We start from the raw sequence: 16,647 nt of genomic DNA, 5'->3' as shown, positions 1-16,647 counted from the left end.
GGGAGCTTAAATCTATCTAAGTTCTTGAATTTACTGTATTTATTTTTCTAGGGCGGCCGCGGTGACGAATAAGCGCTAACTCAGGAGCATCCTTAAAGAGCTTTTTGGCATAAATATCGCTGACCCAGGGCTTGGATCGTATGAGGGATTCTGTAATTTGGCGATCCTCCCAGTGAGGGGCGCCCTCTTTTACAAAGTTAGACCAGCTCATCTGCCTTTCAAAAGGGGTATTACCTAACTTCCAAAAGTGCTGGTGGTCTACCAACCAAGGCTCAGCATTGCCGCCAATATGTGTTGCAAAACTAGTCCAAGTCGAGCTTTGGGGGTTAGATTCATATCCAGCCCTGACTGGATTGAGTTCTATATAACGTTGGCAACGCAGAAAATAATCAGGATCAATGAGTGACGAGCGGTATCTGCCTTCCCAAATGGTTCCAGAACGACGTTGCTGCTGATTGAAATATTGCGCATAACGACGTCCAAGAGACTGCATAGTTTTAGCAAGCGAATCTTCATTTTGGGGGGTTAGCAATAAATGCACATGATTGGGCATGAGCGCAAATGCGTGAACCGCACAACCAAACTGCCTTGCTGCCTCACGCAACCACTCTAAATAAGTACGGCGATCTTCATCGGTAAAAAAAATGGTTTCGCGATTATTGCCACGAACCATCACATGCATTGCTTGACCAGGTATTACTGTGCGCGCTTGCCGTGCCATGCTAAAAACGAACTATTGCAGTTCGCGCACACCGCCATTATTTGAGAAGTCTGGAATAAACCAGTCGCCATCGACTTGGGTTACGCCGCTTGGTACTTCACGCGAGATCTGTGGACTATCTTTTAATGCAGTCGACATATAAGAAATCCACATGGGTAAAGCAAGTCCGCCGCCAGTCTCGCGATCACCCAAGCTGGCAGGTTTATCAAAACCAATCCACGCAATCGCAACTACTTTGGGGTTGTAGCCCGCAAACCAAGCATCGTGAGAATCGTTAGTGGTACCCGTTTTACCCGCAATGTCACTGCGCCCCAACTTAGCTCGCGCTGAGGCTGCGGTACCGGTCTTGGTAACTTCTTGCAACATACTGTCCATTACAAATGCAGTGCGAGCATCCAATACGCGAGGCGCATCCTCGCCTACACGAGTTGGCTTCGCCTCAAACATCACGGTACCTTTAGAGTCAACCATCTTGTCAATTAAGAATGGATCTACACGATAGCCGCCATTTGCAAATACGCTATATGCAGAAGCCATCTGTAGTGGGGTTACAGAGCCTGCACCCAGTGCCATTGTTAAGTAAGGAGGATGTTTCTCAGGCTCAAAGCCAAAACGCTGAATATATTCTTGTGCATATGAAGGGCCGATGGCGCGAATGATCCGAACAGAAACTAAGTTCTTAGATTTTGCTAATGCATTACGCAAACGCATCATGCCGTCATATTTACCATCGTAGTTTTTTGGCTCCCAAGCTTGGCTTCCTGTTTCCATGCTACCAATGGATAAAGGAGCATCGTTCACCATCGTGCTCGGTGTAAAGCCTTTTTCAATAGCTGCCGCATAAATGAATGGCTTAAACGAGGAGCCTGGTTGACGCAAAGCTTGTGTGACGTGGTTGAATTGATTGCGACGGAAATCAAAGCCGCCTACTAGAGATAGGATTGCACCCGTCTCTGCGTTCATGGACACAAAGGCAGCCTCAACTTGTGGCAACTGAGCAAGCTTCCAAACACCTCCGTCTGATAACAAACGCACAACTGCGCCAGGACGCAAGCGCTTCTTAGGTTGAGTGCTATCAGTAATAGATGCGGCCGCCAACTTCATACCATCACCTTTAATAGTGATAGTGTCACCAGTGGAAATCATGACCTGCATTTCTTTTGGCTTTACATCAAGAACAACACCGGACTGCAGATCATCTAACTGTGGGTAAGCAAGTAAGGCCTCGTCAATCGCGCGCTGGCGCTTCACAGAGTCTTCTGGAAGGTCAATAAAGCCTTCTGGGCCACGATAAGCATGACGTAAGTCGTATTCAAAAATTCCACGGCGGACTGCTTTATATGCAGCGTCTTGATCAGCCTTCAAGATGGTGGTGTAAACATCGATACCCTGAGAATAAATAGCCTCGCCATATTGAGTAAAGAGCAATTGACGAACCATCTCGGCCGGGAAGTCGGCTCGAACAGCAAACTCATTGCCTAAGCCGCGAATATGCAATTCTTCAATCATCGCCTTTTGGTACTCCTCTGGCGTGATGTAGCCCAGATCGCGCATTCGTTGAAGAATATACTCTTGGCGAATCTTGGCGCGACGGAAATTACTAACTGGGTTATAGGCTGACGGTGCCTTTGGTAGACCGGCCAGCATTGCAGACTGGGCAATGCTGATATCCTTTAATTCAATGCCAAAGTAAATCTGGGCCGCGCTTGAAAAGCCATAAGCCCGCTGTCCCAAGAAAATCTGGTTCATGTAGATTTCCAGAATCTTATCTTTAGTTAATTGAGATTCAATTTCCCATGCAAGCAGTACTTCATAAATTTTTCTACTAAAGGTTTTCTCATTGCTAAGGAAGAAGTTGCGCGCCACCTGCATCGTGATAGTAGAGGCGCCCTGTGACAAGTGGCCGCGTAAATTGGTTACCGCTGCACGCAATATGCCGACGTAGTCAACGCCACCGTGAGAGTAGAAGCGGTCATCCTCAATTGCTAAAACAGCATTACGCATGCTTTGCGGAATTTCATTTAGAGGGATTACCTTGCGGCGCTCTTCACCAAACTCGCCAATCAAAACCTTATCTGCCGTGTAAATTCTTAACGGAGTCTTTGGGTTGTAATCCGTTAAAGCGGAGATCTTAGGAAGGTTAGGCTTTGCTACTAAAAATGCATAGCCCATTAACAAAGTAATCACCAATGCAAAAACAACGCCAATAATTAGCAAAGCTTTGACTAATGGATTGCTTGAATTCTTGCGTGGCAAGCCAGGCTGGGCCCGTGTCTGCCGAGGGCGTCTATCGGAAGGGCGAATGGGACGCTGATTGAGCGGCGGCTTGTCTTTTGGAGGTAAGGCCATATGTCCAAATTATAGGGTGCTTAGTAGTCTCTTTAAGTAATTTTCCCAAAAGATAAAAACCCTTGTTTTACGGCTAGTGCGATCGCTATTTCTGACACAGGCTTCAATTTAGGCTGATGGATTTTCACCTCTCAAAACGGAAGAATGGGGGCATGCCTGCACGCCACATTTCCAGCCAATCCTTTGATGAAATTTTGAGCGACCTGGGCGATGATCCCGCCATCCCCGATCCTCATGGAATTCGTAAGCCACCTCCCCAACATGGCGCCTCGCCTACACCCCCAATTCCCAACAAAGGCAAGCCCTTTGCTGAGCCCTTTAGCCACATCCAAATCAAAAATTCCCTACAAGGATTTGTAGCACCGCTCATCCTTATTGTGGTCTGTATTGGCGCAGCCATTGCTTTTTTCATTGCCCATAACACCCTACTCAACGAATCTAAAACCGCGCTCGAGACATCTCAAAAACAGATTTCTGAGCTGAAAAAGGAAATAGCTGTTATGCGCGATGAAATTTATCAAGATCAAGATGCCCTATATTTGGCAATAGATGAAATAGAAGTGAGTATTCACTCTTTAAAGGATAAAAAGCCCGAAATCCGCGCATTTAACAAGCCGCAAGCGCCCAATCATGAATCTGAGTTGCGCCGCTGGCGCTACCTAGGAACATCTCAAATGGGCTCCTCTCACAAAGCCTATTTCCATTCTGGCAAAAACCATCTTGTCTTTGAAAAGGGGGCGCAGGTTCTGGGAGATTGGCGCCTAAGCAATATCGAAAAGGGGCTCGCCACCTTCACCCACCCCCATGGCAAATCTCTTGTCCTGAAAGCATCCAAAAGCGAATGAAGCTTATCGCAAAATACATCCAAAAATACTTAAAACCATTCTGGATTTGGTTGGCAATGCTGATGCTTTTGTCGACCAGCAATGCAGCAGGAAATCCAACCTCACAAAATCATTTTCTGAACCCTATTAGCCTGCAATTTACTGATATTGAAATAACCGAACTTTTAGAAGCCATGGCGAAATTGGGTAATACCAATTTTTTATTAAGCGAGTCAATTAAGGGGAGAGTTTCAATTGATCTTAGAAATACCCCATGGCAAACCGCCCTTCACTCCATCCTGGCAAGTCGTGGATTGCGACTCGTCCGCAATGGCGAAATCTACTGGATTGGACCGCATGCAGAGATTTTGGCCTTTCAAAAATTCAGGCGCGAGGATGCTGCCCTGCCTTTTGGCGGGGATCACATAAATAGCCCAAGACAAATTCTGATAGAGGCACGCATTGTCGAAGCAGATGAGCGCTTTGCCCGCGAGCTCGGTGTCAAGCTGGGCTATCAGGCCAATGGCATTGGCGGTAATGCAGATCAAAAACTGATCGGGAATATCGATTTGGGCGGCGCTGGATTAAGCGGGTTTAATCCGGCGTCCATGGCTGCAACCCTAGTCTCTAAAAATGCTAGCCGGATCCTTCAGGCAGAACTTTCTGCACTTGAATCCGAAGGTCAGGGAAAAATTCTTTCAAATCCTCGAATCATGACTGGCGACCAAGTCAAGGCCACGATTGAGCAGGGAACAGAGCTGCCATATCAGACCTCGAATCAAAATGGCAGCAAATTGCAATTTAGGAAGGCAAACCTGCGCCTTGAGGTTCTTCCAAAAATTCATCCAGATGGAAAGATTTCAATGCTAGTCGGCATCAACAAAGACACTGTAGGCATGAAAACGGAGCAAGGTTATGCAATTGATACCAAAAGCCTAAGTTCAGAGGTGACTGTTGAAAACGGCGGAACAGCCATCATTGGGGGCATATTCCAAACAACTGAACGTGAGGACGAAGTCAAAATTCCTTTATTGGGGGACATACCCCTCATTGGCCATTTTTTTCGCCATAAATCGAAGTTGCAGGACAAAACTGAGCTATTGGTCTTCTTAACCCCGACCGTTCTCGACAAACCCTAATAAAATCGAAGGGTGAACTCTCCGACAAACAATATCTTTCTAATCGGCCTAATGGGCGCCGGGAAGTCGACCGTCGGAAAAGTCTTAGCAAAAAAATTGGGGCGTCGTTTTCTAGATGCTGACCATGTAATCGAAGAGCGTTGCGGCGTAAAAATTCCCGTCATCTTTGAGATGGAAGGTGAAGAAGGTTTTCGCAAAAGAGAGGCACAAGCCATTCGTGAAATCACTGCTGAGCAAGATATTATTTTGGCGACCGGCGGGGGCGCTATTTTGTTGCCAGAAAATCGCCAGGCATTAACTGAACATGGCACCGTTATTTATTTGCATGCAAATCCTATTGAGCTTTGGCATCGCACTAAAGGTGGAGAGGGCAGACCTCTTCTTAAGAACGGTGACGCAAAAAAGATTTTAGAAAATTTGTACGCGATTCGCGATCCGCTCTATCGTGAAATCGCAGACCATGTGATTGAGACTGGAAAGCCCAGCGTCAATCAATTGGTCAACACCTTAATCATGCAGCTTGAACTTTCTGCTTAAATACATTGGCAATATGATGAAAATACTTGAAGTTGATCTCGGTAATCGCAGTTATCCAATTTACATTGGCACCGATTTGATTGAGCAAGCAAGCCTATTTAGTGCCTGTGAAAAAGCCACCTCCATCTACATCGTTAGCAATACTACAGTTGCCCCGCTGTATGCCGAGCGCCTAACCAAAACACTGAATACCTTTGGCAAACCCGTTAGAACAATCGTTCTGCCTGATGGTGAGTCTTATAAGGACTGGAAAAATCTTCAGTTAATTTTTGATGATCTTTTAAAGTTTGGTGCTGATCGCCAAACCATGCTTGTTGCCTTGGGTGGTGGGGTTATTGGCGATATGACTGGATTTGCTGCGGCTAGCTTTATGCGTGGCATTCGGTTTATTCAGGTGCCTACTACATTGCTTGCTCAAGTCGACTCATCGGTTGGTGGTAAGACCGGCATCAATCACCCGCTCGGCAAAAACATGATCGGCGCCTTTCATCAACCAGCTGCCGTCATTGCCGATCTCAACACTTTAAAGACTCTCCCTCCAAGAGAGCTTTCTGCTGGACTTGCAGAAGTGGTCAAACACGGCGCCATTGCTGATGCTCAATTTTTAGATTGGATCGAAGCTAATGCAACAGCCCTACTAGCTTGCAATACAGAAGCTATGGGCCACGCTGTTCTACGCTCATGTGAAATTAAATCTGCTGTGGTTTCTGCGGACGAAAGAGAAGGCGGCATTCGCGCAACCCTAAACTTTGGTCACACCTTTGGTCACGCTATTGAGGCTGGCATGGGCTATGGTGAATGGCTGCATGGTGAGGCCGTTGGTTGTGGCATGGTGCTAGGGGCAGATCTTTCACGTCGCCTCAACTACATTAGCGAAGCCGATGTTCAGCGTCTTACCAAAATCATCCAATCCATGAATTTACCGATCACACCACCGAAGTTTGGAGCTGATCGCTATATGGAACTGATGCAGGTGGATAAAAAAACTGAGGGCGGACAAATCCGCTACGTCGTTTTAGAAAAGATTGGCAAAGCTCAGATTAAAAGCGTGCCCGATGCCCAAGTGATCGAAACTTTAAGCGCTACTGGCGCCGCTTAAATCAAACCAATCTTGACGGTTTGACCGGCCTGAGCACTCGCAAACTCAGTGAGATCGCTCAATAGCTCTTTTCCTGTTTTGGTATCCAGCCACAGTGGCTTTGCCATCGTGCCAGCCCAACGATAGTGATATCCGCCAGACTTGGCGGCAACCCAAATCTCATGTAAGGGTGGCTGAGTATTCACCACAATAACGCTTTTATCCTTAAAACGAATATTGATGACATTTCCACCTTGACGCTCAACGTCTAAATCGAGATCAAGCTCATCATCAGCAGACTCTAATGCCACTTCGATAGATTGCAATAAATTACTTCCCAGTTGATAAAACTGCTTGTCATCTATGCTTTCTACGCCTGAGTTGTTTGGATTCATACTGGAGTCCTGCATGCTATATTCAATCATTCGTTTTAGAGACATTCATGATAGCGACTCTTAATAAAGCCCTCTACCTTAGCCTTTTAATATCCCTTGCAGGGTGTGGGGTAAGGGGTCCGCTATATTTGCCAAATGTGCCACCTGTTCCGCCTGCCCCTACAGAGCCAGAACCCAAAGGCAAGCTGTACCCACCACAAACTCCTGCTAGCCCAAGCAATTCTTCATCGGCCAAGTAATGACAAGCAAAGCAATTCCCCTTCCTAAGTTATCCGGATTTACCGATCGCAACGGCAATTGGTATGCCGAAGATATTCCACTCGCAGATTTAGCAAAAGAATTTGGTACGCCGCTGTATATCTATAGCAAAAAGGCGCTCACCGAGGCTTATCAAGCATATGACAAAGCTTGTGTTGACTCGCAAGGTAAACGTCGTGCACGTGTGCACTATGCAATGAAAGCCAATAGCAATTTAGCGGTGATTGATTGCTTCAAAAATCTTGGTGCTGGCTTTGATTTGGTCAGCGGTGGTGAGTTGGCTCGTGCATTAGCAATTGGAGCTGACCCAAAAAGTTTAGTGTTTGCTGGCGTAGGTAAATCTGCTACTGAGATCGCCACTGCCTTGCAAGCCGGCGTTAAATGCATCAACGTTGAATCCATTGCGGAGCTACATCAGATCAATCGCGTTGCAACTAAGCTCAACTGCCGCGCCCCAATTTCCTTGCGCGTTAACCCGGACGTAGATGCACAAACCCACCCGTATATTTCTACTGGCTTAAAAGGCAATAAATTTGGTATCGCATACCACGAGGTTTTAAAAACTTATCGTGAAGCATCACAACTTTCTCAAATCGATGTTGTGGGCATTGATTGCCATATTGGTTCGCAGATTACTACTACTGCACCTTATTTGGATGCCTTAGATAAAGTATTGGATCTCGTCGCACAACTGAAAAAAGAAGGCATTGTGATTCATCACCTAGATCTGGGCGGCGGACTCGGAATCTCTTACAGCGATGAAACACCTCCAGACATTACCGAGTTTACGAATACCCTCTTAAATCGAGTTGCTGAGCGTGGCTTTGGTCATTTGGATATTGTTCTTGAGCCAGGCAGATCACTTGTAGGTAATGCTGGCGTCTTGCTAACCACTATTGAATATTTAAAGCCTGGCGCCGAAAAGAACTTCTGTATCGTTGATGCAGCCATGACTGAACTGATGCGCCCAGCCTTATATGAAGCACATCACGGCATAGTGCCAGCACAAAAGAAGGCAGCAAAATCCCTTACCTACGATGTCGTTGGCCCCGTCTGTGAATCTGGTGACTGGCTAGGCCGAGATCGCGATCTTGCGGTTGAAGAGGGGGATCTTCTCGCTATTCTGTCTGCTGGTGCTTATGGTTTTGTAATGGCATCTAACTACAACACACGCCCAAAACCCGCGGAGATTATGGTTGACGGCAAAAATGCTTACGTCATTCGCGCCCGTGAAAAAACTGCAGACTTATTTGCAGGTGAAACTGTTTTGCCAAAATAATTTTTTCAAAAACTGAGTGAAGTCTTTTAAGTTTTAGGTAATAAAAAACCCCGCTGCATGAGCGGGGTTTTCTTTTATTTCTTTTACTAATTAATGCAAGCCAGCGATGTAATCAGAAACTGCTTTCATTTCTTGATCAGAAAGCTTAGTAGCAATCGCAGTCATCTGGCTACTATTTTTACGGATACCTTCACGGAACGCGAGCAATTGAGCGTTTGTATAGTCAGCCCACTGACCACCTAACAAAGGGTACTGCGCAGGAATGCCAGCGCCAGTTGGGCTGTGACATGCGGCGCAAGCTGGAACGCCCTTAGCTGCAATACCACCGCGATAGATGCTTTGACCTAATTCAATAGTGTTTTTGTCTTGCGCAACACCTTGAGAGATTGGCTGCTTAGCCAAGAATGCGGAAATGTTCTGCATATCTTGTTCAGTCAAAGTAGCCGCCATACCCATCATGACAGGATTGGCGCGAGTGCCTTCTTTAAAGTTTTTCAATTGCTTAGCAAGGTAAGCTGCATGCTGAGCGGATAACTTAGGCCATGTGCCTACTGCACTTTGGCCTTTAGGGCCATGGCAAGTGATACAGGCTGTTACACCACGTGATGCATCGCCATTTGAATACAGAGTTTCACCAGCGGCAGCATCAACCTTTGGCTTGCCTGGAACAGCAGCCTTAGCTTCTGCAGCTGGAGCCATAGGAGCAGCATCAGATGCAAAAGCTGCACCAGAAATGCCGATCAGAGTGAAAATAGAGAAAGCCGCAAAACCAGCACGTAAGCTAGTTAATTTGGAGATTTGGGAGGTTTGACGCATTATGTTTACCTTGGCAAAAATTCCTAAAAGTGTTTGGGCCCTGCATTTATAACCTTTTACCCAACACCATGAGATATTTCATGATTTTGCGTGATTTTACAATAGCTTCTGGACATGTCTAAACTCTTTCAAGCCCGATTCGCCACCACAGTCAATGACACCCATTGCCTGCCTGCCACACCCCTACGTGAGGTGGCCTTTGCTGGGCGCTCAAATGCGGGTAAATCTAGCGCCCTTAACGTCCTTTGCAACCAAAAAAGGCTCGCTTTTGCAAGTAAAACCCCTGGGCGCACCCAACATATCAACTATTTTGGGATTTTTGCAAAAGATGACTTATTGGGCTATTTGGTGGATTTGCCCGGCTATGGCTATGCTGCCGTTAATCATGAGACCAAATACCACTGGAATGCCCTCCTAAGCGACTATCTACAGGAGCGAGAGCAGCTGGTAGGCATGATCCTTATCGTGGACTCCAGGCGCGGTATCACCGAGCTAGATGAGCAAATGATTCAGTGGTTTGTGCCTACTGGTAAGCCAATTCATGTTTTGCTCAGCAAATGCGACAAACTGAACAATAGCGAATGCAAGCATGTCCTGGAAGCGGTGCGCAAACAACTGCAACAATATGACCCCGCCCTACCCGATGGCAATGGCGAGTCCAAACAACTTACGGCACAATTATTTTCAAGCACCAAACGTATAGGTCTTGAAGAAGCAGACAATATTGTTATTAAATGGTTATTTGAAGTAGAGACAAAAGAAGATGAGATCACCAGCTAAATCATTGCTTAACTTTCCAGGACATCGTCCTCGTCGTATGCGTCGCGATGATTGGTCACGTCGCCTCATGCAAGAAAATAATGTTTCTGCAAATGACCTGATCTACCCAGTCTTTTTGCTTGACGGCCAGGGCAAATCCGAAGCAGTTGCCTCGATGCCTGGTGTCAATCGCATGTCTTTGGATCTACTCATTCCAGTTGCGCAAGAGTGCGTTGATTTGGGCATTCCGGTTCTAGCGCTCTTTCCGGTAATTGATTCGGCGCTAAAGACACCCGATGGCAAAGAAGCCTTTAATCCAAAGGGTCTCATCCCTTCAGCGGTTCGCGAACTTAAAAAACGCTTCCCTAATTTAGGCATCATGACCGATGTCGCACTTGATCCTTACACAAGTCATGGCCAAGATGGCGTGCTCGATGAACAAGGTCGCATTCTCAATGATGAAACTACTGCAATCTTGGTACAACAAGCTATTGCCCAAGCAGAAGCAGGTGTTGATATCGTTGCACCTTCAGACATGATGGATGGTCGTATCGGAAAAATTCGCGCCGCACTTGAACAAAAGCAATTGATTCATACGCGCATCATGGCTTATTCAGCAAAATACGCCTCCGCTTTTTATGGTCCATTTAGAGACGCGGTCGGCTCTGCAAAAAACCTTGGTAAGGCTGATAAAAAGACTTACCAAATGGATTGTGCCAATGGCGACGAGGCTTTGCGGGAGGTTGCACTCGATATCAGTGAAGGTGCCGATATGGTGATGGTCAAGCCTGGCATGCCCTATTTAGATATTGTGCGTCGCGTAAGAGAAGCGTTTGATTACCCAACATATGTATACCAAGTGAGCGGTGAATACGCTATGCTTAAAGCCGCTGCACAAAATGGTTGGCTCGATCATGATGCCGTCATGATGGAATCATTGCTTGCATTTAAGCGTGCTGGTGCAGATGGAGTTCTAACCTACTTCGCACTTGAAGCTGCGCGCTTACTCAAAGCAAACGCAATCGGCAAATAAACCCAAATTACTTTTGACCGATTGCCTGCTTTAAGCGCTCAATAAAGCGTTGCGGCGGCATATAGCCAATCACGCGTTGATCTTTTAGCTCTTCCGAGTTTTGATTAAAGATCAAAATTCCTGGCGGGCCAAATAATCCAAAACGCTTAAGTAATGCCTGGTTCTCAGGGCTATTTGCAGTCACATCTGCTTGTAATAAAACCATTTGCTTGAGCTCTTTACTCACTTCCGGATTGGTAAAGGTATTCACTTCCATCTCTTTACAACTAATGCACCAATCAGCATAAAAATCCAAAAGAACTAATTTCTTTTCTCCTTTGGCTTTACTTAACTGCGTATCTAGTTCTGCAGGTGAATGAATCACCACAAAAACTAAATCACCGACCTGATGAATGTTCTGGCCATTGACTATTTTTGCGCTTCCCGCAACATCATTTTTTTGCAGTAATGGTGAGGCAATCCAGGCAGCTGTAGCCACCAGAAGAACGCCCAATGTGCGCTGTAAATAAACCATCCAAATACCAGTAGACGGAATCAAAATACGAGCTTCAATGGCGATAAATAGCAGCGGCAAGCCCATGCCAAGGGCCATGACAAAAAGCAAACCTGCGCCCAGACTCATTGACCCCGTTTGCGCAATAAAGGCTAGAACACCCGCTAAAGGAGCGGTAATACAGGGACTAGCTACCAGCGTTGAAATACCCCCCAAAGCAAAAGCCCCAAATACACTGCCGCCCTTTTGGCGACCTGCCAGCTTGTCCACATGGTGATGCCAAGACGAGGGCAGACGTAGGTCATATAAGCCAAATAAGCTGCCTGAGAGCACTAAGAGCAACAAAGCAAAAGTAGCGAGAGCAAATGGGCTTTGCAGGGCACGTTGCACACTCCCACCAAGGGCTGCCATGAGCACGCCAGCAAAGGCATATACCAAAGCCATACCCAAGACATAGGCAAGCGCTAGAACGCTGGCACGGCCTTTAGAGATAGCTTTGCCACCCTGAGTACCAAAGATGACACTCGACAAAATAGGAAGCATCGGTAGTACGCAAGGCGTAAATGCCAAAGCAAGACCTAAGACAAAGAAGGCTAAAAATAAATAAGCAGTAGAAGTGCTTTCTAAAAAACGACCAATGGCATTCACGTCATCGCGTTCACGCCATAAATCCGCCAAGCTGAATTGACCACTTTCTCCACTTGCTTGAGTATTCACTGCGGTGGCGCCATCCAAAATATCTGGAATCGGAGCCGCCTTCACGCCAGGTGCTGCAAGTAAAAATTTGAGAGTCATCGGTGGATAGCAAATACCCGCCTCCGCGCAACCTTGAAGCGTTACTTCAAGGTGGAGTGGTTTACCAGCAACTGGTTTTGTATCCAATAAAACTAGGAATGGCTCTTTATATACCTGCAGTTTTTTCTGAAAAGTTTCATCAAACTTCACTACGCCAGATGGCAATGAGGGCCTTATATTACCTAGGTTCCCGGCCTGATTCCCTGCTTGAAATTTAAGAGATTCCTGGTAGATGTAATAGCCTTTAGCAGGTAGAAATTCCAACTCAATTTGATTCGAATTCTCCACCCAGGTAGCTTCCACACGAAATGCTTTTTCTGGCGGCAGGAAATCTTGCGCAGCAAATACTTGCGCAGAGAAAAGCAACAAGAGCGCAAAAATTCTCACGATGAAAGAATGTAATTTCATGACTTCGAATTTACCTCAGACTCTACCCACTTGCCGTATTGCTCTTCATATTGCTCAGGAGAAAAAGCCAATATCTCGGGAAGATCGTATGGATGTGCATTTTTAATAAAGGTGGAGATCACAAGCCACTTTGCATTAGTTGTCTTCGCTGAAAGCAAAACTTCGCGTTCTTCACGAACCTTACCCTCCCAACGATATATTGAGTGAACTCCTTCAGTAATTTGCACACAAGCAGCTAAATTCTGCTCAACCAAGGACCTTGCTAAGCCCTTGGCGGCCTCCATATCAGGAAGGCTAGTGAGCACCACCAAAAGCTTTATGGGATTGACCTGGAGGTTTTCAGACATTCTGTATTTATAACCTGTTAAATGAAAAAAGCCAGACCGAAGCCTGGCTTTTTACCGTAACCGGGAGACTTAAGCCTCTTCAGCTACTACTGCTGTTTCTTCAACTTCTGGGCGATCTACCAACTCAACCAAAGCCATTGGTGCATTGTCGCCATGACGGAAGCCAAACTTCAAAATACGAAGGTAGCCACCTGGACGTGTTGCGTAGCGTGGGCCGAGCTCTGTAAAGAGCTTGGTTACGATATCGCGATCACGTGTGCGATTGAATGCTAAGCGACGGTTTGCTAAGTTGTCTTTTTTACCTAAGGTAATTAAAGGCTCAACAACCATGCGCAATTCTTTTGCTTTTGGCAAAGTCGTTTTAATGACTTCGTGCTCCAAAAGTGAATTGGACATGTTGCGCAGCATCGCTAGGCGATGTGATGATGTTCTGTTTAGTTTGCGTAAGCCGTTTCCGTGACGCATGATGCTTCCTTTCTAATTATTTCTCGAGGTTAGCTGGAGGCCAGCTTTCGAGTTTCATGCCAAGACTTAAGCCACGAGCCGCCAAAACATCTTTAATTTCATTCAAAGATTTGCGACCTAGATTAGGCGTCTTCAACAATTCATTCTCTGTACGTTGAATCAAGTCACCGATGTAGTAAATGTTCTCAGCCTTCAAGCAGTTTGCAGAGCGAACTGTGAGCTCGAGATCATCAACCGGACGCATCAACATTGGATCAACCATTGAAGAGCGGCTTGGTGCCAAATCACCAGAAACTTCGCTGCTTTCGAGGGCTGCGAATACAACTAACTGATCAACCAAGATGCTAGCTGCTTGACGAATTGCTTCTTCAGGAGACAACACACCGTTAGTTTCGATAGTCATCACTAAACGATCGAGGTCGGTACGTTGCTCAACACGAGCAGACTCAACAGCATAGCTAACACGGCTAACCGGGCTAAATGATGCATCTAAAACGATACGGCCAATGATCTTAGTAGTTTCGTCGCTGTACTGACGAACGTTACCTGGTACATAACCACGGCCTTTTTCAACCTTGATCTGCATGTCCAACTTACCACCAGCTGACAAGTGAGCGATCACATGATCAGGGTTCATGATTTCTACATCATGTGGCAAGTCGATATCTTTTGCTGTAACAACGCCTGGGCCTTCTTTACGCAAATTGATAGTAACTTCGTCACGTGACTGCAATTTAAATACGATACCTTTGAGGTTCAACAAGAGGTTTACTACATCCTCTTGAACTCCATCCAATGTGGAGTACTCATGAACAACACCAGCAATAGCTACTTCAGTTGGCGCATAACCAACCATCGAGGACAACAGTACACGACGTAATGCATTTCCGAGTGTGTGGCCATAGCCACGCTCGAACGGCTCCATAACAACCTTAGCTTGGTTGGCGGTAAGCGCTTCAACAGAAATAATCTTTGGCTTGAGCAAATTTGTTTGCATATTTTTTCCTTGAGAGTGCCTAATTAGCGTGAATACAATTCAACGATCAAACTTTCATTAATTTCACCGCTAATGTCTTCACGGTCAGGCACTTGCTTAAATGTTCCCTCGAGCTTGGCTGCGTCAACTGAAACCCAAGTAACAGCTGCCATTTGCCCAACCAAATTGAGTGATTCTGTAATACGCGCTTGCTTCTTCGCTTTTTCACGAATTGCAACTACATCACCAGGCTTAACCTGAATTGATGGAATATTTACAGGGCTACCATTGAGCAAAATTGCGCAATGAGAAACCAACTGACGTGCTTCAGCGCGTGTTGAACCAAAGCCCATGCGATAAACCACGTTATCTAAACGTGACTCAAGCAACTGGAGCAATGTTTCACCAGTGTTGCCCTTACGACGCTCAGCTTCTGCGAAGTAACGACGGAATTGACGCTCTAATACGCCATAGATACGCTTAACCTTTTGCTTTTCACGCAATTGATTACCGTAATCAGATGTTCTTGAGCCAGATGTACGGCCATGTTGACCAGGCTTAGTATCTAACTTGCACTTGTCTGACAGGGCGCGACGTGCGCTCTTTAAAAATAAGTCGGTACCTTCCCGACGTGCTAATTTGGCCTTAGGCCCTAAGTAACGTGCCACGATGCTTTCCTTTCTTTGCCGCAGTCTTACGACCGGCGGTGAGTTCGCCCTTTAAATCAGGCGAACAGTGGGCTTTAATAAAAAACTACTGAAACTGTTGTACTGCCAACTTCCAAGCTTAGATACGACGACGCTTAGGAGGACGGCAACCATTGTGTGGAACTGGAGTTACGTCTTGAATCTCAGTAATCTTGATGCCCAATGAGTTCAATGCACGAACTGCTGATTCACGACCTGGGCCTGGGCCTTTGATCTGAACTTCTAAGTTCTTGATACCGCATTCAATGGCAGTCTTACCAGCAACTTCTGCAGCTACCTGAGCAGCAAAAGGTGTTGATTTACGTGAGCCTTTGAAGCCCTGTCCGCCAGAAGTTGCCCATGAAAGCGCATTTCCTTGACGATCAGTGATCGTAATAATGGTGTTGTTAAAAGAAGCGTGAACGTGCGCAATACCGTCAGCAACGTTCTTTTTAACCTTCTTACGAGCGCGCTGTGAAGCGGCGGAAGCGGATTGTTGTTTTGCCATGTCAATAAACTTTCTTGATTATTTCTTCAGTTGCACGCCAGACTTACGTGGGCCCTTACGGGTACGCGCGTTAGTCTTAGTACGTTGACCACGTACAGGCAAGCCCTTACGATGACGCACACCGCGGTAGCAACCTAAGTCCATCAAACGCTTGATGCTCATAGTTACTTCACGACGAAGGTCACCTTCAGTAATGAATTTACCTACTTCATCACGCAACTTTTCCAAGTCACCGTCAGTAAGGTCTTTAACTTTTTTGTCGATTGCAACACCTGTGGTTTCACAAATTTTGCGTGCACGAGTTGTGCCAATGCCAAAAATTGCTGTTAAACCGATAACAGTATGTTGATGATTTGGGATATTTACCCCAGCGATACGTGCCATGAGATTTCCTCTTAATTAACCAGATCAGCCTTGACGCTGCTTATGACGTGCGTCTGAAGAACAGATCACGCGCACAACGCGTTTGCGCTTAATGATCTTGCAATTTCTGCAAATACACTTAACGGATGCTAAAACTTTCATAACTCACCTCTTAAAAATAGGTACTACTTAATCTTTACTTCGCGCGGAAAATGATTCTTGCGCGCGTCAGGTCGTAAGGAGTCATCTCCACCGTCACCTTATCTCCCGGCAAAATACGGATATAGTGCATCCGCATTTTTCCGGAAATGTGCCCTAGAACCACATGTCCGTTTTCTAGCTTCACGCGAAACATCGCGTTCGGCAAATTCTCCACTACTTCTCCCGCCATCTGAATTACATCGTCTTTAGACATTCA

At 46.1% G+C, this 16,647-nt stretch carries 21 protein-coding genes; 8 read left to right on the top strand and 13 right to left on the bottom strand.

What is annotated here, in order from left to right; all coding sequences use genetic code 11:
• Positions 1-16: 16 nt before the first annotated feature.
• Both ICN18_RS03135 and ICN18_RS03130 read right to left on the bottom strand, forming a co-directional pair.
• The gene (locus ICN18_RS03135) at positions 17-721 is read right to left on the bottom strand and encodes a transposase (protein WP_216189033.1); all 705 of its coding nucleotides are present in this window, start codon (positions 719-721) and stop codon (positions 17-19) included.
• A 12-nt stretch (positions 722-733) separates the two neighbouring features.
• Entirely contained in the window at positions 734-3,070 is a 2,337-nt protein-coding gene (locus ICN18_RS03130; protein ID WP_216189032.1) for a penicillin-binding protein 1A, read from the bottom strand.
• 152 nt (positions 3,071-3,222) lie between these two features.
• On the opposite strand from ICN18_RS03130, the gene ICN18_RS03125 reads away from it, so the two are divergent.
• Genes ICN18_RS03125 through aroB form a run of 4 tightly spaced genes read left to right on the top strand, consistent with a single transcriptional unit; the run spans position 3,223 to position 6,669 of the window.
• The gene (locus ICN18_RS03125; RefSeq protein WP_216189031.1) at positions 3,223-3,915 is read left to right on the top strand and encodes a PilN family protein; all 693 of its coding nucleotides are present in this window, start codon (positions 3,223-3,225) and stop codon (positions 3,913-3,915) included.
• The gene (locus ICN18_RS03120) at positions 3,912-5,033 is read left to right on the top strand and encodes a secretin GspD/PilQ domain-containing protein (protein ID WP_255532051.1); all 1,122 of its coding nucleotides are present in this window, start codon (positions 3,912-3,914) and stop codon (positions 5,031-5,033) included. The genes ICN18_RS03125 and ICN18_RS03120 overlap by 4 nt, the downstream gene beginning before the upstream one ends.
• Before the next feature lie 12 nt (positions 5,034-5,045).
• Complete coding sequence (locus tag ICN18_RS03115) at positions 5,046-5,570, top strand: shikimate kinase (RefSeq protein ID WP_216189030.1); 525 nt, start codon at positions 5,046-5,048, stop codon at positions 5,568-5,570.
• Between the two features lie 16 nt (positions 5,571-5,586).
• Positions 5,587-6,669, top strand: a complete 1,083-nt coding sequence (gene aroB / locus ICN18_RS03110; protein ID WP_255532096.1) for a 3-dehydroquinate synthase — start codon at positions 5,587-5,589, stop codon at positions 6,667-6,669.
• Here aroB and cyaY read toward each other — a convergent pair.
• Positions 6,666-7,088 (bottom strand): iron donor protein CyaY, encoded by a 423-nt coding sequence (gene cyaY, locus ICN18_RS03105; protein WP_255532050.1) that lies wholly within the window; start codon positions 7,086-7,088, stop codon positions 6,666-6,668. The two genes, aroB and cyaY, sit on opposite strands and share 4 nt — an antisense overlap.
• 2 nt (positions 7,089-7,090) lie before the next feature.
• Between cyaY and lptM the strand changes: the two genes are divergently transcribed.
• A complete protein-coding gene (gene lptM / locus ICN18_RS10500) occupies positions 7,091-7,282 on the top strand; it encodes an LPS translocon maturation chaperone LptM (RefSeq protein ID WP_216189028.1) in 192 nt (63 codons plus the stop codon).
• Positions 7,282-8,580: a diaminopimelate decarboxylase gene (lysA, locus tag ICN18_RS03095; protein ID WP_216189027.1), complete on the top strand. Its 1,299-nt coding sequence runs from the start codon at positions 7,282-7,284 to the stop codon at positions 8,578-8,580. Before lptM ends, lysA begins: the two co-directional genes overlap by 1 nt.
• Positions 8,581-8,670: 90 nt before the next feature.
• Here the strand turns inward: lysA and ICN18_RS03090 are convergent, their stop codons facing one another.
• Positions 8,671-9,396, bottom strand: a complete 726-nt coding sequence (locus ICN18_RS03090) for a c-type cytochrome (protein ID WP_216189026.1) — start codon at positions 9,394-9,396, stop codon at positions 8,671-8,673.
• Between the two features lie 114 nt (positions 9,397-9,510).
• Between ICN18_RS03090 and yihA the strand changes: the two genes are divergently transcribed.
• Both yihA and hemB read left to right on the top strand, forming a co-directional pair.
• Positions 9,511-10,176 carry a ribosome biogenesis GTP-binding protein YihA/YsxC gene (gene yihA / locus ICN18_RS03085; protein WP_216189025.1) on the top strand — a complete coding sequence of 222 codons (666 nt, stop codon included), beginning with the start codon at positions 9,511-9,513 and terminating at the stop codon, positions 10,174-10,176.
• Positions 10,160-11,188, top strand: coding sequence for a porphobilinogen synthase (hemB, locus tag ICN18_RS03080; protein ID WP_216189024.1), 1,029 nt, complete (start codon positions 10,160-10,162; stop codon positions 11,186-11,188). The genes yihA and hemB overlap by 17 nt, the downstream gene beginning before the upstream one ends.
• Before the next feature lie 7 nt (positions 11,189-11,195).
• Here the strand turns inward: hemB and dsbD are convergent, their stop codons facing one another.
• The 9 genes from dsbD to infA all read right to left on the bottom strand — a co-directional run bounded on the left by dsbD (position 11,196) and on the right by infA (position 16,644).
• Positions 11,196-12,884, bottom strand: coding sequence for a protein-disulfide reductase DsbD (dsbD, locus tag ICN18_RS03075; RefSeq protein WP_216189023.1), 1,689 nt, complete (start codon positions 12,882-12,884; stop codon positions 11,196-11,198).
• Positions 12,881-13,231: a divalent-cation tolerance protein CutA gene (cutA, locus tag ICN18_RS03070; protein WP_216189022.1), complete on the bottom strand. Its 351-nt coding sequence runs from the start codon at positions 13,229-13,231 to the stop codon at positions 12,881-12,883. Before cutA ends, dsbD begins: the two co-directional genes overlap by 4 nt.
• Positions 13,232-13,300: 69 nt before the next feature.
• Positions 13,301-13,696, bottom strand: coding sequence for a 50S ribosomal protein L17 (gene rplQ, locus ICN18_RS03065; protein WP_114637458.1), 396 nt, complete (start codon positions 13,694-13,696; stop codon positions 13,301-13,303).
• A 16-nt stretch (positions 13,697-13,712) separates the two neighbouring features.
• Entirely contained in the window at positions 13,713-14,693 is a 981-nt protein-coding gene (locus tag ICN18_RS03060; protein ID WP_216189021.1) for a DNA-directed RNA polymerase subunit alpha, read from the bottom strand.
• 23 nt (positions 14,694-14,716) lie between these two features.
• Positions 14,717-15,340, bottom strand: coding sequence for a 30S ribosomal protein S4 (gene rpsD, locus ICN18_RS03055; protein ID WP_011901924.1), 624 nt, complete (start codon positions 15,338-15,340; stop codon positions 14,717-14,719).
• A 118-nt stretch (positions 15,341-15,458) separates the two neighbouring features.
• Complete coding sequence (gene rpsK, locus ICN18_RS03050; protein ID WP_015420254.1) at positions 15,459-15,866, bottom strand: 30S ribosomal protein S11; 408 nt, start codon at positions 15,864-15,866, stop codon at positions 15,459-15,461.
• 18 nt (positions 15,867-15,884) lie between these two features.
• Entirely contained in the window at positions 15,885-16,250 is a 366-nt protein-coding gene (gene rpsM / locus ICN18_RS03045) for a 30S ribosomal protein S13 (protein WP_015420253.1), read from the bottom strand.
• 24 nt (positions 16,251-16,274) lie between these two features.
• A complete protein-coding gene (gene rpmJ, locus ICN18_RS03040; protein WP_012357167.1) occupies positions 16,275-16,391 on the bottom strand; it encodes a 50S ribosomal protein L36 in 117 nt (38 codons plus the stop codon).
• Between the two features lie 34 nt (positions 16,392-16,425).
• Entirely contained in the window at positions 16,426-16,644 is a 219-nt protein-coding gene (infA, locus tag ICN18_RS03035) for a translation initiation factor IF-1 (protein WP_068320132.1), read from the bottom strand.
• Positions 16,645-16,647: the final 3 nt, after the last annotated feature.

It is taken from the genome of Polynucleobacter parvulilacunae (assembly GCF_018881715.1).
Lineage (GTDB): Bacteria > Pseudomonadota > Gammaproteobacteria > Burkholderiales > Burkholderiaceae > Polynucleobacter > Polynucleobacter parvulilacunae.
This window is presented reverse-complemented; position numbering and strand designations above follow the sequence as displayed.